The sequence below is a fragment of the Thermosyntropha tengcongensis genome (assembly GCF_055381335.1).
In genome coordinates, this window is sequence record NZ_AP042437.1 from 2,109,964 (window position 1) to 2,129,953 (window position 19,990).

Consider the following 19,990-nt stretch of genomic DNA (forward strand, 5'->3'; position numbering starts at 1 on the left):
TAAGCTCGTATTTTATTTTCCTTGATACAGCTTGTCGTTTACTGGTGAATTCCCCGATTCATACAAATCTTTTTCCCCTTTTAGCAGCAATAATTTTTATTTATCCTATTTTTCCCCGCTAAACTAAAGTTTTTAATTTCAGTATATAAAAACCAGCCCTTATAAAAAATCTTCTCTAAAAACTAGATAATTCCCTTAAAAAATAAAAAAGCAGGAAGGTTATTCCCCCTGCAATAATTTGTTCTATTTTATCAGGTTAATTCTTTTTTTAGTTTCTCTATCTTTTCCTGGGACAAACCGGTTATTTTAGCTATGGTCTTTATATCCAGACCTTCTTTTAAAGCTGTAATCGCTGTCTTCTTTAAGGTCTCTTCACGACCTTTTTCTATACCCTTCTCCATGCCTTCCTTTATAAGCTGCTCAGCTATCGTCATTATCTCACCCCTCCTCTCCGGGATCAGCTCTTCCACATAGTCAAACAGCACTTCTTTTTCCAGCTTCTCTGCTGTCTTTATTATATACAAAATAACGCTCTTTAATAAATAGCCGTACTCTCCTCCTATCTCCCTTACCTCTTTTAAGGTCTCCCTCAACAAAATCTTTACCTCTTCTTCCCCTTTTACCTTTTTTAAAAACAGGCTCCTCAAGAATACCCTTATGACAGCGTCCCCCGCTTTTTCTACTGCTTCTTTTTCCCCCAGCTCATATAATATATGCCTGAAGCGGGGAAGGTATTCTTCTAGCTCCCCTTTTTCCCTTTCCCCTTCTATAAGCTCTGTGAATTCGCAAGAGGACCTCCACTTCTCTTCCCCGTGGTAGAAGACTACCGGGATGATGGGGGTCAGTTTTTTCTTTTTCTCTTTGTTTATCTCCCTCTCCCAGATGTTTACCATGTATTTTAAGAGCTGAAAGGGGGTCAGTTCATACAGGTAGCTTTTGTGTTCTATCAGGAAGTATATGTATATATCCCTACCGCTCTTTAACCTGCCTTTGAAAAGGAGGTCGGAATAGGCTTCTTTCAGTTCCTGGCTTATGAAGCTTTCTTTCTGGAAGGTAAGGGTTTTCAGGTCAGCTATGTTTTTTATCCTCTCGGGAAGGATTTCATTAAGGAATTTTTCCGCTATCCCGGGGTTTTCCAGGTATTCTTTGAAGTATCTGTCGTGGAGGTTTGCTATGTCGCTCATTAAGGTTTTCTCCTTTTACAGATTCGCCTTACATTATATGGAATTATTCCTTATATGACAAGATGATATCGCTAAAAAAACCAATATATTTACCTATAAAACTCCAGAAACCAAAAAACCGCCCTGTCAAAAAGGCGGCTTTGTAAAGATTTTTCTTAATGGCGCAGAAACTTTAAGGGATTAAGCGTTTTTCCGTCTTCCCTTACCTCAAAATGTACATGAGGTCCGGTAGTCCTTCCAGTTGTCCCTACCGTAGCTATAATCTGCCCTTTTTTAACCTTCTGCCCTTCCCTGACTCTCAGGCTATCAGCATGCGCATATACCGTTTCCCGTCCATCAGCATGTTTTATTATGACCATTTTTCCATATACAGGCTTATATCCACTAAAAACTACGACTCCAGGATAAGCAGCCCGAATAGGATCCCCTTTATCGCCTGCAATGTCCAAACCGTGATGGAATCCGCTCTGTCGCCATCCATAAGATGAAGTTATGGTACCTACAAGGGGCCAGGCATAAGATAAACCGCTTGCAATCAATGAGCGCGACGGCTGTTCTTTTAAAACCCTGCTTGCCCCCAGGCTGTCATCAGGTATCTTCAGGGCATCCCCTATCTTAAGCAGGTGCGGCCTTTTATCCGGATTAGCCTTGATAAGGGCATCTACACTTATATCATAGCGCATGGCTATATCCCACATAGTCTCGCCCGGCTTTATAATATGCACCCGGGCATTCGCATACGGAATGGAAATTACCTGTCCCACAGCCAGAATGCTGTCATCATCCAAATTGTTTATAGCCATGAGCATCTTTACATCTACGCCATTTCTCGCTGCTATATCCCATAAAGTATCGCCTGCTTTTATTTTATAATATTTTATACCCCGGTCGGTAAGAATACTTCCTGCCTTACAGGCCGGTATAAAACTGTCTTCATACATAGCCCCCAAAGCAGGTACCTGGGCTAAAAGACATAAAAAAGCGCCCAAAAGCAGTGAAGATATCGTTTTTGACTTCACTTTATTCCTCCTCATTTCCTTAAAGGCATAAGTAACCTCTTTTATCTATTCTTGCCCGGAAATGAGGTTTTTATTCGCATCAAATCTTCAGGAGTTTTTAGACAGGTCGCGTTTGCCAAAAACTATAGGTGCAGCTCGTAAAAGGTCCGCATTGGAAGCCGTTTTCAGCATGGTATCCCTTATTATCTGCATGCTCTCTGCCGGCGTGTGCTCATTGAAGGCATTGCGCAGATTCCAGGTAAGCTCCAGCTCTTCAGGGGTTAAAAGCAGTTCTTCCTTACGGGTACCGGATCTCTTGATGTCAATGGCCGGAAAAATGCGTCTTTCCGCAAGTTTTCTGTCCAGCACCAGCTCCATATTACCGCGGCCTTTAAATTCTTCAAAAATAACCTCATCCATGCGGGAGCCGGTTTCTACCAAAGCAGTCGCGATAATGGTAAGGCTTCCCCCTTCTTCTATATTGCGGGCAGCTCCAAAAAATCTCTTAGGTTTATCAAGGGAAGCAGGGTCTATGCCACCGGAAAGGGTGCGTCCGCTGGGAGGTACCACCAGGTTATAGGCCCTGGCCAAACGCGTAAGGCTATCCATAAGTATTACCACATCTTTTTTGTGTTCAACCAATCTTTTGGCCCTTTCCAGAACCATATCCGTAACTTTTACATGGTTTTCCGGAGGCTCATCAAATGTAGAAGCTACTACTTCCGCCTGGGTATTCCTCTCCATATCTGTAACTTCTTCCGGCCTTTCATCTACCAGCAGGATGATAAGCTTTATCTCGGGATGGTTTTTGGTTATCCCCTGGGCAATCTTTTGCAGAAGAATAGTCTTGCCTGCCTTGGGAGGAGCCACAATAAGCCCTCTCTGTCCTTTGCCTATGGGGGCAAAAAGGTCAATAACCCGGGTAGAAACTTCATTGGAATCTGTTTCCAGGACAATCTTTTCCGTAGGGTAAAGAGGAGTGAGCTCATCAAAATGTATCCTTTTTACTGCCTCTTCTGGCGGGAATCCATTTATAGCCTCTACCTTGAGCAGGGCAAAAAACCGTTCGTTTTCCTTGGGAGAACGCACATGCCCAAACACCAAATCCCCGGTTTTAAGTTCAAATTTGCGGATCTGCGAAGGGGATACATATATATCTTCCTGGCTGGGGAGGTAGTGAAAAGGCCTTAAAAATCCGTATCCATCCGGCATTATCTCCAGTATCCCCTGAGCCTGCAGCACCTCATCGGATTGGGTGAGTATCTTGGTAAGTTCCATTACCAGTTCTTTCTTGCGCAGTTTATAATAACCTGGTATATTATGTTCTTTAGCCAGCTGGTAAAGCTCAGCCACCGTCTTTTTTTCCAGATCTGCTATATTCAATTTAGCCCTCCTTCCTTGGTAAAAAGGGGAAATTTAAAGTTTCCCCTTTTTAAAAATTATTTACCAATCCATCATCAATTTAATCCGGTTATCTTTGAAAAGCGGCTTTTTATCCAAACAATGGTCGGCCTCAATTATCCTTATGGTTCCTGAGGTGCTGCGCATAACAATAGTTTGGGTAACTGCCCTTCTTTTATAATACCTTACCCCTTTGAGCAGGAAAGAGTCAGTTATCCCGGTAGCAGCAAAAATAACATCCTCAGATTTTACCAGTTCATCAAGGGTAAATATTTTTTTTACATCAGTTATCCCCATCTCATGGCAGCGTTTAATCTCTTCTTCATCTTCCGGACATAAGCGGGCCTGAAAATCTCCTCCCATACATTTTAAAGCGGCTGCAGTTATGACTCCTTCCGGAGCCCCTCCTATTCCAAGCAGGATATCTACCCCTGAATCACGATAGGCAGTAGCAACACCAGGAGAAACATCGCCATCACTTATAAGTTTTATCCTGGCCCCCACTCTCCTTACCTCTTCTATAATTTGAGCATGTCTGGGCCGATCCAGGATTACTGCCGTAACCTCACTTATCAGCTTCCCCTGCGCTTTAGCCACTTCCTTTATATTTTCCTTTACACTGGCATCCAGATGCACCCTGCCCTTGCACTCAGGGCCTACTGCAATTTTATCCATATACATATCAGGAGCATGCAGAAGCGCTCCCCGGGGAGCAACCGCCAGAACTGAAATAGCGCCATTAAGCCCTTTGGCTACTATATTAGTTCCTTCCAGGGGATCAACAGCTATATCTACTTCGGGCGGAACTCCTGTCCCCACCCTTTCACCGATATAAAGCATAGGAGCCTCATCCATTTCGCCTTCCCCTATAACTACTATGCCGTCTACCGAAACGGTGTCAAACATAACCCGCATAGCGGTAACTGCTGCATCATCAGCCGCCTCTTTATCACCTTTTCCTACCCAGCAGGCAGCCGCCAGAGCTGCCGCTTCGGTAACACGCGCAAATTCAAGTGCCAGTTCACGTTCCAAATTCAAACCCTCCAATTCTAATCTGGACTAAAAAGCAGCCTTGTAATCAGCAAGAAATTTGGCTATCCCCGCATCAGTAAGCGGATGAGCTATCATCTGTTTAATCACCTTATAAGGAATGGTAGCGATATGCACCCCTATCCTGGCAGCTTCCAGCACATGGATTGGATGTCTTATGCTGGCTGCAATGACTTCCGTTTCTAAAATATATTTATCAAAGATATCCATTATATCCCTTAAAAGAATCAGTCCATCATGGCTTATGTCATCAATACGCCCTATGAAAGGGCTTACATAACTGGCTCCCGCCCTGGCTGCCAGCAAAGCCTGGTTGGCTGAAAAAACCAGGGTGGCATTAGTTTTAATCCCTTTTTCTTTTAATACCTTTATAACCTTGAGCCCAACCTCATTAAGGGGAATCTTTATGACCACATGAGGGTGAATGGAGGCTAACTCCTCGGCTTCTTTAAGCATAGAAGTGAAGTCGGTGCTTATTACTTCGGCACTCACCGGCCCTGATACTATCTGGCAAATCTGTCCTATAACCTCGCGGTAGTCCTTTTTTTCCCGGGCAATAAGGGTAGGATTGGTGGTAACCCCGGCCAAAAACCCCAGATCATTTATCTCCCTTATCTCTTCTATATTAGCAGAATCTATAAAAATGCGCAAAACTTAAAAGAACCTCCTTTCATATTAAAAAGGCTTTCACGGCACCTATTTTTATGGGGAGATCCTTTTGATCCCCCCATAAAAACAACTCCTCTCTCTGCTATTTCTTAAGCTTTTCCTGCACTGCCGAAAAGCCTTATCTTTTCCCGTATAATTTCTACTGTTGCCTCCCTGGCCGGTCCCAGTATCTTGCGCGGGTCGATCTCATCAGGCTTTTCAGCTATTACCCTGCGCATAGCCCCTACAAAAGCTTCTCTTATATTGGTATCAATATTAACCTTGCGTACCCCCAGTTCGATAGCCTTCCTTATCTGTTCATCCGGAACGCCGGAGGAACCGTGTAAAACGATAGGAATTTTGGTAAGTTCTTTTATCCTGGCTAATCTTTCAAAATCCAGCTTGGGTTCCCCTTTATACTGGCCGTGTGCTGTCCCTATAGCTATAGCCAGGCTTTCCACCCCGGTCTGTTCCACGAAATATTTAGCCTCATCAGGATCCGTATACATAGCTTCCTTTTCGCTTACATGTATATGATCCTCGGTACCGCCTATTTTCCCCAGTTCAGCCTCTACTGATACACCTATAGGCTTTGCGATCTCTATAACCTTTTTGGTCATGGCAATATTTTCTTCCAGGGGAAGTTTAGAACCGTCATACATGACAGAGGTAAAACCGCTTCTTATACACCTGACCACCTGGGCAAAATCGGTGCCGTGATCCAGATGAAGAGCTACCGGTACATGAGTAGATTCCGCAGCTATTTTTACCATTTCTGTAATATAGCGAAGGCCGGCATAGCTCAAGGCTCCCTGGCTGGCCTGCATGATTACCGGTGCATTCTCCAGTTCAGCTGCCTTTACAATGGCCTGCACTATTTCCATGTTATTGGCATTAAATGCCCCTACTGCATAACCTCCTTCTTCTGCTTTCCATAAAAGCTCACTTACCGCTACCAAAGGCATTACTATCACCTCTTAACCAATTTTTTGTCCATAATTACTCTTTTTCCCTGCTGTTTTATTAACCAGGGACAACAGCTCAAATATATCAAAAGGCTTGGTTATACATGTCTTTATACCGATTTTAAGGGCTTCTTCCGCCACCCGGGTTTCCCCATAGGCAGTCATCATAATAATATTTATATCTTTACAATTCGTCAATATCCTGGCTGCAGCTTCCAGGCCGTTCATATTGGGCATTTTCATATCCATTATCACCACATCAGGGTTAAACTCATTCGCCCTGTCCACTGCTTCTTCTCCATCCTCTGCCAGTATAACTTCCCAGCCATCTCGTTTAAAAAGTTCCCCCAAAAGCTTCCTTATCCCCTTTTGATCATCAGCTACCAGAATACGCCACGTCATTCTTTTTATCCTCCTGCCCCCATATCTGACAAATACTTCTCTTTAAAAAATATTTATCCTGCTCATTTTTAGGACAAAATTACCTGATAACTCGACAAAAACGGCAACAAAAGCCAGGAGGATGTGAAAGTGCTGTAACCAGCTGCACCTATTATTCCAGCTAATAAAACCAGAAGGAGGATCATGAGCAAAAGGGGAATAAGATATACTATAATAGCCCCGGAAGTAGTCAATTCCAGAGCCTCGCGCAGAGCCAAAACCTGCAGTACTATAACCCATATCCCGGCAGCCAAACTAAAAAGGGTTCCCAGCCACTTAATGCTGGCCAGGACAAAAACATAGCTGAAAGCAGAACCCAATAGAGCAGGCAGAAAAGATAAAGCCATACATACTAAAAGCCCCTTGGCATTATTTTTATCATATACGATTTCAGCTATAAGACCGTAAAAGCCAGCCATTACAAAAAGCATAACAAAAGCAAACACGGCAGCTATTATATTTATCATCCAGGTTATGCTGGCAGGCAGCCCCAGATCAGTCATTTCCGCATTGAGGGAAGCTTCCCCCTGCCCTATTATAAGCCCCAATACCATGACTAATGCAAATATAACAAGGCTTAGGCCTAAAGGTTTGGCTTCTTTTAAATAACGAAAGGTATTAACCGGCTGAAACAAAATCCCATATATAACTTCCGTAAGGCTCAAAATTTCTCCTCCCCTGTTAATTTATCTCATTTCTATCCATTTATCTCTAAAAAGTATATTCCCTGCCTTAACCCTGCTTAACCCCAGGCGGCTCCAGAAATCAGGCTGGTTTAGAACCTCCACCTTGCCGGTTCCCTCTTTGATGCCGGCCATTTTTTCTGCCTGCCTTATAGCATCATAATAATTGCCCAAACCATCTACCAGGCCTAATTTTAACGCCTGTCTTCCCGAAAATATACGTCCATCCGCAATCCTCAAAAGTTCTTCTTCTCTAATTTTCCCTTTCCTTCCCTTCTTTACCTGGTCTAAAAACTGTTCATAAGAATCATCTATCAATGCTTGCAGGAGTCTTCTTTCCTCTTCCGTAAGCGGCCGGGAGGAGGAACCTATATCTTTATGTTCCCCGCTTTTTATGGTTTCCATTTCTATACCCAGCTTGTCGTACAATTCCTTAAGATTGGCAATCTCCATTATAACCCCTATGCTTCCCGTTAAAGTCCCTCCATTGGCCATGATATAATCCGTGCTGCAGGCCAGCCAGTATCCTCCGGATGCACACATATCACCCATGGAAGTAACCACCGGTTTTCCTTCCTTCCTCAGCTTGTCCAGTTCTTCAGCGATTTCCTGGGAAGCAGCTGCAGTTCCACCGGGGCTGTTGATCCGCAAAACCACCGCTTTGACATCCGGCCTTTCCCGGGCAGTCTTTATTTTTTCCATTATATCCAGGGCGCTTACCCCGCTGGCTTCCATAATGCCAGTAGTAGAACTCCCGGTAATCGGCCCATCAATATTAATAACCCCAATCACTTCCCCGGAAGAAAAGCTTTTTTCCGCCGAGCTGCTGTTTTTTAAGGCCAGCCCCCCTACTGCCAGAATAAAAACCACCATAAACGCTACTACCAGCTTCTTCTTCACTATTTAACCCTCCTCAACCAGATAAGTGATCTTATTTTCAAAATCCAGCTTTCCTGCTTCCCCCTCACTTGTATAAAGCCGCGGGACATCAGGCCTAGCCAGGGTTTTGCGTACCGGCACCTCAACTTCATCCCCCACTTTAATGTCAGCATCAGGCGGCAGCTCCACCAGGGCCATCTGCATAAAAACCTTGCCCCGCACCGGATACAGCCTGCCTTTTATTTTCACCTGCAGATTAAAACCTTTTACATTAAGGTACGCTAAAAATCGCTTCACCTGAATCTTTAAAAAATCAAGCCAGTTTAAAGGCGGATTGGCTATTTCCAGAGCCAGCCCATCAACAAATCCTACCGGGATAACTGCTATCTTGCTTTCCCTCTTTAGTCGATAAGTCCTAAAATACCCCAGGTAGCTCCCTTTTTCCCTGGTTCTTACTGATATAACCCGCGCCTTAAATCTATAAGGGTCTTTGAGAGAAAAGCCTGCCTTAAAGTTCCCCAGGGGATATTGCCCGGAGAGGAGGGTTCCTATGCGCACCGCATTCAAATGCATATGAGGATAAAGCAGGAACACGGCACTGTTTGCACAATGTTTCAAAGGTATATTAAAACCTTCTTTTTCCAGTCCGGAAACTATTTTTTGAAAATGTTTAAACTGCTTTTCCGTATATTTTTTATTGAGGGCATGAGCCATATGGGTATATACGCCTTCTATATATATGCCGGGATTTTCCCTCAAAGAACGGCAAACTTCCACTGCCTCATCTTCATTAAGGCCAAACCTTCCCAGTCCTGTCTCGATCTTCAGGTGTACCCGCGCCATCCTGTTAAGCCGGCTAGCTGCTTCTTTAACAAGTAAGGCTTCATAAGGAGAGGTTATGCTTACTACCAGGTTGTTTTCCAGGGCTTCCATCATATCTTCCAGGCATATAAGCGGACAAAAAAGCAGGATGCTTCCTCTTATCCCGGCTTTTCTAAGCCGCAAGGCTTCATTAAGATAGCTTACCGCAAAAAAGTCTACTCCATTCCCGTATAAAAACTGGGCTACCGCCGGCGCTCCATGCCCATAAGCGTCCGCTTTTACTACCGCGATAAGCCTTACCTCTTCACCCAGCTTTTCCTTTACCGCCTGTAAGTTATGTTTTACTGCATCCAGGTCAATTTCAATCCACTTGTCATAAGAGGCCACTTTCTTATGCCTCCTTATTCCTGAGTTTTCTTACCATATCGCGTGCAAGGCTGAGATAGATAGGCAAAGCTTTCGTCCACAACCAGTAAAAAAAGGAATCATAGACCTGGTCCCATTCTCCTATAAACTCCGTAAGCTGGGCTCCAAAGCCTTTCTTAAAGCGATATAGCCCGTATAAGGGATTTTTTTCATCCAGATCGCCTGAAACTCCTCTAAAATCATAAAGAGTACAGCCTATCTCCCTGGCCCATTTTATCATGCTCCACTGCAAAAGGTAATTGGGCATTACATTGCGGTGCTTGTTGCTGGAAGCCCCGTAAAGATACCACACCTTATTTCCTGCTTTCATAGCCAAAGCAGCAGCAATAACCTCATTTTCATATTCTGCCATAAAAAGCCTGGCATAACCAGCCTGCACCATGTAGTCCCAGATCCATTCGAAATACTCATAGCCCCGGATTAAAAATTTATCCCTTATGGCAGTTTCCTTGAGGATTTCATAAAACACCTTTAAGTCTTCCTTATTTTCCCCCATTTTTATTTTAACCCCTTTGCGCTCAGCCAGCCTTATATTATATCTCCATTTGGAATGCATATTGGCCAGCAAAGTCTCTTCATCCGGGGTTATATCAAGGCGCATGACAAAATTAGGCTGTACACCTTCAAAATCCATACCGGTTTCATTTTTCCTGAAGCCATTCTTTTTCAAAATATCGGCAAAAACAGCATCATCTTTAGGCACATCCGGGTCAATTTTCAAAAAAATTGCCTTATGTTCCCTGGCCAGCCTCTTTGCCCCCTCAAACAAAAGCCGATTTAGCCTCTCATCATGAATGTCAACAACCGGTCCGCGGGGGGCATAAAAAATACATCTATTTATTCCCGGCAGAGGAAGTTTTCTCTTCAGTATCAAAAGGGAAGCCTTTATTTCTCCATCATCTTCCAGAACCAGGGGAAGCATGTCCCATCCCATACCCTTCTTTACCTGTCCCCATTCCCAAAGCTGCAAAAAGTGACCCTTGGGATGATTTTCAACAAATCTGTTAAAATCTGCCTTTTCTCTTATGTTAATTACCCTTGTTGTATACATGTTCTGCTCCTTTTTACTATTTTTAGTTTATGGGAAACCATGGAGAAAAATTTATATTTAAAACCACTATCATTTTACCACAATATAACCTTTTAAATACTTTTATTAAAGTACCACCAGATAAGCAGGATATTAAAATTTTTTTGCGAATATTTCTATCTATAATATTTATCACAATATTTCAAAAAAATCTTCTCTGGTGAATATTTATTATTACACTCTGTATTGACAATCCATGTTTTAGGGGGGATCCGCTTGAAAACTTATTTAGAGGAATATAAGCGCAAGCTTATAACCGCTGAAGAAGCTGCCCGGCTGGTAAAATCAAACTCCATCATCGACTACGGCATGTTCGCTACCAAACCGATAGACTTTGACATAGCTCTGGCCAAACGGGCAGGAACTGACCTGCAAAATGTAGCTATAAGAGGTACCGGCACCGTGCTTCCTGTGCCCGAGGTTATCAAAAACGACCCGGAACAGAAAACCTTTCAGTATTTCAGCTGGTACTTCACAGCCCTGGATCGCAAAGCCGGCGATTTTGGCCTGGTTACCCACAATCCATTCAACTATCATGAAGCTACTATGATAGCCTATGATCCCAATTTCTCTCATCTATGGCCTGATGTATGGGTGGCCCAGGTTACCCCTATGGATAAGCACGGGTGCTTTAACTTCGGCCTTGCAAATTCTCACAGCAGAGGTTTAGCCCTAAACGCTAAAATAGCCATTGTGGAAGTAAATGAAAACCTGCCCCGGTGCCTGGGAGGCAATGACGAATATATCCATATAAGCGAAGTTGACTATATCATAGAAGGCTCCAATTCTCCCATCTTTACCATACCGCCTGCCCCGGAACCCAGCCCGGCGGAGCGACGCATTGCTGAACTAATCGTGGAAGAAATCCCTGACGGGGCCTGCCTGCAGCTTGGAATAGGGGCCATGCCCAACCTTATAGGTACCATGATTGCAGAATCTGACTTAAAAGACCTGGGCATCCAGAGTGAGATGTTCTGCGATGCTTTCGTCAAAATGTACGAAAAAGGCAAAATAACCAACGCCAAAAAAGCATATGACATAAACAAATCCACCTATTCGTTCTGCCTGGGTACCCAGGAAACCTATGACTTTCTGGATGACAACCCGCTTACCGCATCCTGCACCGTTTATTATACCAATGCCCCGGAACGGATAGCTATGCATGACAATTTCATCTCTATAAACAACATACTGGAAATCGACCTTTTATCCCAGGTATGCTCCGAAACATTCGGCCTGCGCCAGATATCAGGCACCGGCGGGCAGCTCGATTTCGTAATCGGAGCTTTCCACTCCAAAAACGGCAAGAGTTTCCTGGCCTTTACCTCTACCTATAAAGACAAAGAAGGCAATTTGCATTCCCGTATTAAGCCCATGCTTACTCCAGGAGCGGTAGTGACTGTTCCTCGCACTATTGTGCATTACGTAGTAACTGAATATGGTAAAGCTAACCTAAAAGGGCTATCCATATGGGGCCGTGCCGAGGCGTTAATCAATATAGCCCACCCGGATTTCCGGGATGACCTGGTAAAAGCAGCCAAGGAAATGAAAATCTGGTCGCGCACCAACCGCATTCCTTTCTAAAGCTGCAAAAAGCAGGCCTTCTAAGCCTGCTTTTTGTTTTTCCCATAATCAAGAGAACTTTTTATAAGCCCCAAAAATAAGGGATGAGGCCGGTTGGGCCTTGATTTATATTCGGGATGGAACTGACAGGCCACAAACCAGGGATGATCTTTTAGCTCTATTATCTCGACCAGTCTCTCATCGGGGGAAAGCCCGGCAATTATCATCCCTTTCTCCTCCATGATATCCCGATAAGCATTGTTAAATTCATAGCGGTGCCGGTGCCTTTCGCTTATAACCCCTGTTTTGTAGGCGGCATAGGTTTTGGTCCCTTCTTTTATATGGCAGGGATAAGCCCCCAGCCGCATAGTTCCACCTTTTTGCTCAATGTTTTCCTGATCAGGCATGAGGTGTACAACCGGATGCGGGGTATTAATGTCAAATTCCGAACTGTTAGCCCCTTTAAGAGAACATACATTGCGGGCAAATTCAATAACCGCACACTGCATGCCCAGGCATATGCCCAGATAAGGTATGTTATTTTCTCTGGCATACCTGGCAGTTGCTATCTTGCCCTCAATTCCCCTTTCTCCAAATCCACCCGGTACTAAAATCCCATCTACATCATTAAGGAACTTTTCAGGAGATTCCTTTTCTACTTTCTCCGCATAGATCCATTTTATCTCTACTTCAGCATTATAACAAAAACCAGCGTGTTTCAGTGATTCCACTATACTTATATAGGCATCAGGCAGTTCAACATATTTGCCCACCAGGCCTATACGCACCTTGCGATCCAGATGATGTATCCTTTGTACCATTTCCTTCCATTCATCCAGTTCCGCTTTTCCGCACTTCAAATTAAGCCTTTTGATTACCTGTTCATCAAGCCCTTCCTCGGCCAGCATAAGCGGAACTTCATAAATGGAAGAAGCATCTTTTAGCTGTATTACAGCTTCTCTATCTACATCGCAGAAGAGAGCCAGCTTGGCCTTAAGATCTTCTGACAAATCCTTCTCAGTACGGCATACCAGTATATCTGGCTGTATTCCAATACTCCGCAGCTCTTTTACGCTGTGCTGGGTAGGTTTGGTCTTCAGCTCTCCAGCTGCCTTTATATAAGGAACCAGGGTTACATGAATATATAAGACCCTTTCTCTCCCCAAATCTACCTTAAGCTGCCTTATGGCCTCCAGAAAAGGCAGGGATTCTATATCCCCTACAGTGCCTCCTATCTCAGTTATGACAATATCCGGATTAGACTGCTGTTCGATAAGGGTTATCCTTTCCTTTATTTCATTGGTTATGTGAGGTATTACCTGTACCGTTTGCCCCAGATAATCTCCCCGGCGTTCTTTATCTAAAACTGCCTGGTATATGCGTCCGGTAGTACAGTTGGCATGCTGGGTAAGGTTTTCATCGACAAAGCGTTCATAATGCCCTACATCCAGGTCTGTTTCGGCCCCATCATCAGTAACATACACTTCCCCATGCTGGTAAGGGCTCATGGTCCCCGGGTCTACATTTATATAAGGATCAAATTTCTGCAGATAAACCTTAAGCCCACGGCTCTTTAGAAGCCTTCCCAGCGAAGCAGCTGTAATACCCTTCCCCAGTGAAGATACCACGCCTCCAGTAATAAATATATATTTAGTCACTTTTTTGACCCTCTCTTTCTTGTGTGCAAATCCTTTAGAATTTTACCTTCTTTATTTTCGAAAATCAACTATTTACATAATCAAGAACGATAACTTTCTCCTCCGGGGGTAAATCTTCCCTGCTTAAAGACAGATAAGGTTTTTTTACCGTACAGGCAAATTTGCTGGTAAACTCTTCTACCGGGGCCAGGGAAAAAGTTAAAGCAGGAGTAGCAAAATGCATCGGAACAATTATACGGGGGTTGATTTTCCTGGCCAGCACAAAAGCTTCTTCTGCATTTATAGTATAGACTCCCCCTACTGGAATGAGAAGGACATCGACTTCTCCTATTTCTTTAACCATTCTATCTTCCAGTATATGTCCCAGATCCCCCAGATGCAGGATATTTATGTTTTCAGCACATATTTTATATACTGTATTTTCTCCCCGGTCTTTGCCTTCATTTTTATCATGGTAGGAAGGATACCCGGTTATTTTTATTCCATCAAACTGGAAAACACCGGTTCCCTTAACTACCAGGGGGCTCCCTTTCAAGAGATGCACGGCATTATGATCATAGTGATCATGGCTTACAGTAGCAATATCAGCTTCCCCTTCATACAGAGGATAGCCTACCTTTTCCTCAAAAGGATCGGTAATTATCTTTTTTCCCTCTGTTTCAATAACAAATGAAGCATGCCCCAGCCATTTTATCAGCACACCTTACCCCTCCCTGCGCACCCGGTTAGTATCAACATACCAGTACCCTTCCCCCTGATAAACCAGGCGGTGGTCCAGATTAAGCCGGCTGTAAATAGAAGTCATCGTTTCTGGATCTGCATTTCTGCCCATGCGGTTTACAATCTCCCGCAGCAAATCCGCATAATACATCGGTTCCATCCTTTCCAGCAAAATATCTACTGCCAGGTCAGTTTCGCTCTTTTTCTTCTGAACCATAACCTGCACCTCCTACATTTGTTCAGGAGCACTGACTCCCAAAACATTCAGCGCATTTTTTATGGTAATACGGGTTATTTCCATCAGCAAAAGTCTGGCATCCTGCAGGCCTTTGTCTTCAATCCCCAGCACCCGGTGGCTGTTATAAAAACTGTGGAAAAGAGCAGCTAAATCCAGCGCATATCTGGCAATACGATGGGGAGCCATACTCCTGGCAGCAATATTTATCTCTTCCGGGAAATCAGCAATCTTGCGCAGGAGTTCCAGCTCTTCCGCTTCCTTAAGCCTTTTTACATCAATCTCTTCCAAAGAAGGCATTTTTATTCCCCAGGCCTCTGCCTGCCTGAAAATGCTGCAGATGCGGGCATGGGCATACTGCACATAATATACCGGATTATCCTGGCTCTGTTTTTTGGCCAGTTCCAGGTCAAAATCAAGATGGCTGTCCGGGCTGCGCATTACAAAAAAGAAGCGCGCCGCATCTTTCCCTACTTCTTCAATAAGCTCATCCAGGGTAACCGTGGTACCTGTTCTTTTGGACATCCTCACCAGGTTGCCGCCCCGGTAAAGCCGCACCAGCTGCATAAGAAGTATGTCAAGCCTTTCCGGATCATACCCTAAAGCCTGCATGGCTCCTTTCATACGGGCTACATGGCCATGATGGTCAGCGCCCCAGATATTGATAACCCGATCAAAACCGCGCTCAAACTTGTCTTTATGATAAGCTATATCAGCGGCAAAATAGGTGGGAATACCGTTGGAACGCATCACTACTTCATCTTTTTCATCACCAAAAAGGGTAGATTTAAACCACAAAGCCCCTTCATGCTCATATATATAGCCTTTTTCCCTGAGATAATCTATAACTTCCTTTACTTTTCCCGATTCATGCAAAGTCTTTTCACTGAACCAGACATCATAGCGAATCCCAAAATCCTCCAGGGTTTTTCTGATATAAGAAATTTTTTCCTTAAGGGCATAATCGATGAGTATTTTTCTTCTTTCCTCTGCTGGCAAATCCAGCAAGGTATTTCCATAATGAGCAATTATGTTCCTTACCGTCTGGATAACATCCTGTCCGGCATACCCGTTTTCCGGAAAAGGCACATCATGTCCTGTAAGCTGAAGGTAGCGGGCTTCCAGAGAATCCCCAAAAATCTCAATCTGGTTGCCGGCATCATTTATATAAAACTCCCTTTCCACATCATAGCCAGCCAGCTGCAAAATATTAGCCAGGCTGTCACCCAGAGCCCCTCCCCTGGCATTTCCCATATGCAAATTCCCTGTAGGGTTGGCACTTACAAATTCAACCTGCACCTTTTCCCCTTTTTCCTCATTATAGCCGTACCGGTCCCCCATCTTTTTTACCAGAAAAGGAACCTCATACAGCCAGTTATGGCTTAAAAAGAAATTTATAAATCCAGCTCCCGCCACTTCCACCTTTTCTATCAAACCAGACTCCTGCCAGTCCATTTTATTTTCTATAACTTCCGCAATCTTACGGGGGGCCATGCGCGCCTGCCTGGCAAGCAGCATGGCTGCATTACACGCAAAATCCCCGTGTTCTTTTTCCCGGGGAACTTCTATTACAAAATCGGGAATTTCCTCATAATTCACCAGGCCTTCTTCTTTAGCCTTTTTTAATGCATTTACCACCAGGGTACTTAAATTTTTCTTTAATTCCTGTATCGGATTCATCCAAAAACATCCTCCCAATTTATTTTTCCCTAATTATTATGTCACAAAAATGGCAAAACTTATAAAAAAGTATAAAAGTGTGCAAAATAAAACAGATTATTATTATGAAAAGGAGGCCGCATATGCAGTTAAATCCAGGTCAAAGATCTATATTAGCCTATTTTGCAGATGAAAACAGCGCCCAAATGGCTGCCGAAAAACTTAAACTGGAAGGATTTTCCGACATCCAAATCGACACCATATCCCGCTTTCCCTCTGGCAAAGCAGGTCGGGGATTGACAGGCAGCCTTTCTTCCATGGTAATAGGCCAGGAATATGACCGCTCATTAGGCGTTCTTTTAGCCGCTGACCCTTCGGTAAGCGGAAGCGCAAGCGGCGACATGGCTGGCGGTTACCCCTATCTGGTAACCCTGGTAACAGAAAATGAGAAGGCAGCTAAAGCCCTCCAGATTTTACGGGAATATGGAGCTTATGTATAACTCTATTCCATTTTTTGGTGCAACAGAGAACCGTCCCCTGTTGCAAACCAGCGAGCCAGATAATTATCCAGATTTTTTTTCGACTCCATTTCAATAATATAAAAAAGATCCTGGCGGGAAGCAATATCATATTTATAGCAGGCGAGGTAAGATCTAAGTATATTATAAACTACATCCTCGCCTACCTCCTCTTCTAAACCTCTCCAGAAAGCCTCTCCCCCATAATAGGCAGTCTGGTAGTAGTCCTGCCGGGACTTCATGTCTTTAAGCCCTTTAGCCAGATTAAGTTCCCCCTCTACGCGGTAATCAGAAGAGCTACTACCTTTTACCACAGCCATATACTTAAAAGCGCTGAAATCAGCCAGCCCCTCATCCAGCCAGGGTTCTGCTATCTGGTCATTTCCTACCAGGCTGTACCACCACTGGTGGGCAATTTCATGGGCTAAAATAAAAAGCGCCTTTTTATCCCCCCTAAAACTATTCTTCAAAAAGCTCTCCTGCAAAAATATGAGCCCTGAATACTCCATGCCTTCAAATCCCTGCATAGGCACAAAAACAATTTTGAATTCAGGATAAGGATAAGAACAAAACCGCGCCGAATAAAAATCCAGTATCGAAGAAGCTTCTCTTAAAATATCCCCGGCTCTTTTTTCATTTCCTTTTGGCATCCAAAGCTTTATATCCGCTGCCTGACCTTTAAGTTTAAACTCCTGGTAGTTAATAAGGACAGCCAGGCAAAAATCCCTTATATTTTCCCCTTCCAGGAAATATTCCTTAATCCCTCCGCTTTTTATCACCCTTCCCACTTCTGAGCCGGTAGCGACTACATCATACCTGTCCGGCACCATTATTTTTACTTTATAGCCCGCACTGTGGAAATAAAAAGGATCGCCAAAAGGATAATTTTCCATCTGGTGCCAACCTTTTTCATCCAGCACATTAAGAGCGGGATAAAAATTGCTGAGCATAAAAATCCCATCTCTCTTTCCGTAGCGATAGGCAACCTCCGGGACTTTGGCCTTCCATTCCATCTCTATCTTTATATCTTCTCCTTTTTTTACTTCTTCAAACAGAATAACTACTATATTCACATCTTTCTCTACAAAAACGGTGGTAATCCCATTAACCCTTACCTTTTCTACCTTCAGCCAGCCTTCATCAAATCCTTTGTAATACGCATTAAGCGGAGCAGGGGTTTTTTCCCGGCTTTTGAAAGCATTGGGATAAACCGAAAACCACAGTTCTTTAAGGGCTGTATCCGAAGTATTGCTGGTAGTCAGGACAGTTCTGCCATAAATTATGCCGCTTTTTGTATCCAGCATAAGCTCCATGTTATACCAGGTCCTGTCCGGATGCGGGAAAAGGCTTCTTTTTTCCCTTTCCCCTACCCGTGCCAGGGCTTTCTCTTCCCGGGCAGAAATTACATTTTCATTTATATAAAGAAAATAGGCAGCACATATAACCCCGGCTATGATAGCTGCTGCCCAAATTATCTTCCCGCGCAAACTTTATTCACCTGCCTTAAAAAAGCACCCCTTCACCTGCTACCTGTAAAGAACAATCTCTTCCCGGTAATTTTTCTGCAGATCCTTTTCCAGAAACTCCAGAAACTTTACCAGCATAACCGAAGCTTCTGCCCTGGTCATAACCTTATCCGGATTAAAGCGGTTTTCATCATCCCCGCTTACCAGGTTAATCTCCCGGGCTACATATATGCTGTTTTTGGCCCAATCCGGAATCTTTTCATCATCAGCAAAGGAGGTATAAAATCCCGGACTGGGGGCCTTATGTTCAAATCCCAGGGCTCTTATAAGGATAGTGACTGCCTGGGCCCGGGTAAGGTTTTGCTTGCCTCCAAAAAAGTCGGGTGCCAGGCCGCTTATAATGCCTTTTCCTACCGCACTTTTCACATATTTATAGTCATCACTTTCAGCTGGCACATCAAGGAAAGGAGAGACTTCCACCTGTTTTTTTCTGCTGCTGGTCCTCTTTTTCGTTCCCTCATCTACCCTTATATCACAGGCCTTCATAACTGCCCGCACAAAATCCATCCGGGTCATCGGTGCATCAGGTATGAAGAAAGAAGAATTATCGGCAAAAACATCCAGGGAGTACAGCTTTTCTATGCTGTCCTGGGCCCAGTGCCCTCTGGTATCGTAAAACTTGGGTATAATAAGCCTTTCTATCTGCGGCAGCTTATCCCTGGCCAGCTCTATACTCCCCCGGCTACGCCGGCTGTTTTCCGGCTTGCCTTCTTTCATGGCGGGGAGGTCATATTCATAGCGGGAATACATGTTATATCCGGTAATGCGCATATGCCCGCCGTTGAAACTGGACAGGTCAGCCTTATTTTCCTCATACTTCAAAGTCTTGCGCATGCTGTCCGAAAAATCAATCTTCACCGTTCCCTGCCAGTTTATCTTTTCCCCGCTTTCCCCTTTTTTCTGAGCCGGCAAAGTTCTATTTACAGTTATCACCTCTTCGATAAGCTGGGTAGTTGTTTCTCCCCAGAAATTGGCATACCCAACCATTCCCCCGCTTATATCGACAACGGCGGTTCCGTCTGTTTTATTAATGGTGTAATATTTGCGCGCACTTAAAGTGCCGGAATAGAAATCAGAAGCTGGCCGGTTGTCGATTATCCGGGAAGCAGAAAACTGGAAATCTTCCAGCTTGTATTTATCCTTATCCAGGTCTATGCTTTCCTTAAAGGAAACCACTTTAATATCAGCAATCGTCTGTCCTCTGTCAGTGCGTTTGTCATAACTTACCTCATAGGTAACCTGCCGGCTCAGTTTGCCTTTAATACTCACATTCTCCGGCTTTAAATCCATGGTGTACTTTACGGTAGCGCCGGTATCTTTTTCTTTGTAGCTTACATCAACCTTGCCGGTAAATTTGACCGGTTCTCCTGATAAAAACACTACTTCCTCATATTCATATTCATTATATACCCCGCCGTTTATGTCTGGATAGCCTGCTTTAAGGGGCATTGCCGGAAAAACAAACAAGAATATGAGCATTGTACTTATAAAAACTGATCTTTTTCTCATGCCCTGTCTCCCCAA

General features: G+C 44.0%; 19 protein-coding genes. 2 read left to right on the forward strand and 17 right to left on the reverse strand.

Annotation, left to right across the window (positions count from 1 at the left end):
- Positions 1-251 precede the first annotated feature (251 nt).
- From ACZ42E_RS10315 to ACZ42E_RS10365, 11 genes are all read right to left on the reverse strand, one after another.
- Entirely contained in the window at positions 252-1,184 is a 933-nt protein-coding gene (locus ACZ42E_RS10315) for an Rpn family recombination-promoting nuclease/putative transposase (protein ID WP_464892232.1), read from the reverse strand.
- Between the two features lie 155 nt (positions 1,185-1,339).
- Positions 1,340-2,203, reverse strand: a complete 864-nt coding sequence (locus tag ACZ42E_RS10320) for a LysM peptidoglycan-binding domain-containing M23 family metallopeptidase (RefSeq protein ID WP_464892233.1) — start codon at positions 2,201-2,203, stop codon at positions 1,340-1,342.
- 87 nt (positions 2,204-2,290) lie between these two features.
- Complete coding sequence (gene rho, locus ACZ42E_RS10325; protein WP_464892234.1) at positions 2,291-3,565, reverse strand: transcription termination factor Rho; 1,275 nt, start codon at positions 3,563-3,565, stop codon at positions 2,291-2,293.
- 60 nt (positions 3,566-3,625) lie between these two features.
- A complete protein-coding gene (gene glpX / locus ACZ42E_RS10330; RefSeq protein WP_464892235.1) occupies positions 3,626-4,615 on the reverse strand; it encodes a class II fructose-bisphosphatase in 990 nt (329 codons plus the stop codon).
- Positions 4,616-4,642: 27 nt separating this feature from the next.
- Positions 4,643-5,284, reverse strand: a complete 642-nt coding sequence (fsa, locus tag ACZ42E_RS10335; RefSeq protein WP_464892236.1) for a fructose-6-phosphate aldolase — start codon at positions 5,282-5,284, stop codon at positions 4,643-4,645.
- A 107-nt stretch (positions 5,285-5,391) separates the two neighbouring features.
- Complete coding sequence (locus ACZ42E_RS10340; protein WP_464892237.1) at positions 5,392-6,246, reverse strand: class II fructose-1,6-bisphosphate aldolase; 855 nt, start codon at positions 6,244-6,246, stop codon at positions 5,392-5,394.
- Positions 6,247-6,258: 12 nt separating this feature from the next.
- Complete coding sequence (locus ACZ42E_RS10345; protein ID WP_464892238.1) at positions 6,259-6,648, reverse strand: response regulator; 390 nt, start codon at positions 6,646-6,648, stop codon at positions 6,259-6,261.
- A gap of 68 nt (positions 6,649-6,716) precedes the next feature.
- A complete protein-coding gene (locus tag ACZ42E_RS10350) occupies positions 6,717-7,352 on the reverse strand; it encodes a Yip1 family protein (protein ID WP_464892239.1) in 636 nt (211 codons plus the stop codon).
- 21 nt (positions 7,353-7,373) lie between these two features.
- The gene (sppA, locus tag ACZ42E_RS10355) at positions 7,374-8,270 is read right to left on the reverse strand and encodes a signal peptide peptidase SppA (protein WP_464892240.1); all 897 of its coding nucleotides are present in this window, start codon (positions 8,268-8,270) and stop codon (positions 7,374-7,376) included.
- Between the two features lie 3 nt (positions 8,271-8,273).
- Complete coding sequence (gene alr, locus ACZ42E_RS10360) at positions 8,274-9,458, reverse strand: alanine racemase (RefSeq protein ID WP_464892241.1); 1,185 nt, start codon at positions 9,456-9,458, stop codon at positions 8,274-8,276.
- Positions 9,459-9,462: 4 nt separating this feature from the next.
- A complete protein-coding gene (locus ACZ42E_RS10365; RefSeq protein WP_464892242.1) occupies positions 9,463-10,548 on the reverse strand; it encodes a lipid II:glycine glycyltransferase FemX in 1,086 nt (361 codons plus the stop codon).
- Between the two features lie 255 nt (positions 10,549-10,803).
- On the opposite strand from ACZ42E_RS10365, the gene ACZ42E_RS10370 reads away from it, so the two are divergent.
- The gene (locus ACZ42E_RS10370; RefSeq protein ID WP_464892243.1) at positions 10,804-12,171 is read left to right on the forward strand and encodes an acetyl-CoA hydrolase/transferase family protein; all 1,368 of its coding nucleotides are present in this window, start codon (positions 10,804-10,806) and stop codon (positions 12,169-12,171) included.
- Between the two features lie 20 nt (positions 12,172-12,191).
- Here ACZ42E_RS10370 and ACZ42E_RS10375 read toward each other — a convergent pair whose 3' ends face one another.
- The 4 genes from ACZ42E_RS10375 to argS all read right to left on the reverse strand — a co-directional run bounded on the left by ACZ42E_RS10375 (position 12,192) and on the right by argS (position 16,443).
- Positions 12,192-13,808, reverse strand: a complete 1,617-nt coding sequence (locus ACZ42E_RS10375) for a CTP synthase (protein ID WP_464892244.1) — start codon at positions 13,806-13,808, stop codon at positions 12,192-12,194.
- Between the two features lie 64 nt (positions 13,809-13,872).
- Positions 13,873-14,508, reverse strand: coding sequence for an MBL fold metallo-hydrolase (locus ACZ42E_RS10380; RefSeq protein WP_464892245.1), 636 nt, complete (start codon positions 14,506-14,508; stop codon positions 13,873-13,875).
- A gap of 3 nt (positions 14,509-14,511) precedes the next feature.
- Positions 14,512-14,745 carry a DNA-directed RNA polymerase subunit delta gene (gene rpoE / locus ACZ42E_RS10385; protein ID WP_464892246.1) on the reverse strand — a complete coding sequence of 78 codons (234 nt, stop codon included), beginning with the start codon at positions 14,743-14,745 and terminating at the stop codon, positions 14,512-14,514.
- 12 nt (positions 14,746-14,757) lie between these two features.
- Entirely contained in the window at positions 14,758-16,443 is a 1,686-nt protein-coding gene (gene argS, locus ACZ42E_RS10390; protein ID WP_464892247.1) for an arginine--tRNA ligase, read from the reverse strand.
- Positions 16,444-16,565: 122 nt separating this feature from the next.
- Between argS and ACZ42E_RS10395 the strand changes: the two genes are divergently transcribed.
- Positions 16,566-16,922: a hypothetical protein gene (locus ACZ42E_RS10395; protein ID WP_464892248.1), complete on the forward strand. Its 357-nt coding sequence runs from the start codon at positions 16,566-16,568 to the stop codon at positions 16,920-16,922.
- Between the two features lie 2 nt (positions 16,923-16,924).
- Here ACZ42E_RS10395 and ACZ42E_RS10400 read toward each other — a convergent pair whose 3' ends face one another.
- Complete coding sequence (locus tag ACZ42E_RS10400; RefSeq protein ID WP_464892249.1) at positions 16,925-18,427, reverse strand: M1 family metallopeptidase; 1,503 nt, start codon at positions 18,425-18,427, stop codon at positions 16,925-16,927.
- Between the two features lie 39 nt (positions 18,428-18,466).
- Entirely contained in the window at positions 18,467-19,975 is a 1,509-nt protein-coding gene (locus ACZ42E_RS10405; protein WP_464892250.1) for an S-layer homology domain-containing protein, read from the reverse strand.
- Between the last annotated feature and the right edge of the window lie 15 nt (positions 19,976-19,990).

What these genes read in the sequence shown, in the direction of transcription:
- ACZ42E_RS10345 (WP_464892238.1), bottom strand. Translation starts at nt 6,648, where the DNA reads ATGACGTGGCGTATTCTGGTAGCTGATGATCAAAAGGGGATAAGGAAG.
- rpoE (WP_464892246.1), bottom strand. Translation starts at nt 14,745, where the DNA reads ATGGTTCAGAAGAAAAAGAGCGAAACTGACCTGGCAGTAGATATTTTG.
- ACZ42E_RS10405 (WP_464892250.1), bottom strand. Translation starts at nt 19,975, where the DNA reads ATGAGAAAAAGATCAGTTTTTATAAGTACAATGCTCATATTCTTGTTT.
- argS (WP_464892247.1), bottom strand. Translation starts at nt 16,443, where the DNA reads ATGAATCCGATACAGGAATTAAAGAAAAATTTAAGTACCCTGGTGGTA.
- ACZ42E_RS10340 (WP_464892237.1), bottom strand. Translation starts at nt 6,246, where the DNA reads ATGCCTTTGGTAGCGGTAAGTGAGCTTTTATGGAAAGCAGAAGAAGGA.
- ACZ42E_RS10365 (WP_464892242.1), bottom strand. Translation starts at nt 10,548, where the DNA reads ATGTATACAACAAGGGTAATTAACATAAGAGAAAAGGCAGATTTTAAC.
- ACZ42E_RS10395 (WP_464892248.1), top strand. Translation starts at nt 16,566, where the DNA reads ATGCAGTTAAATCCAGGTCAAAGATCTATATTAGCCTATTTTGCAGAT.
- ACZ42E_RS10315 (WP_464892232.1), bottom strand. Translation starts at nt 1,184, where the DNA reads ATGAGCGACATAGCAAACCTCCACGACAGATACTTCAAAGAATACCTG.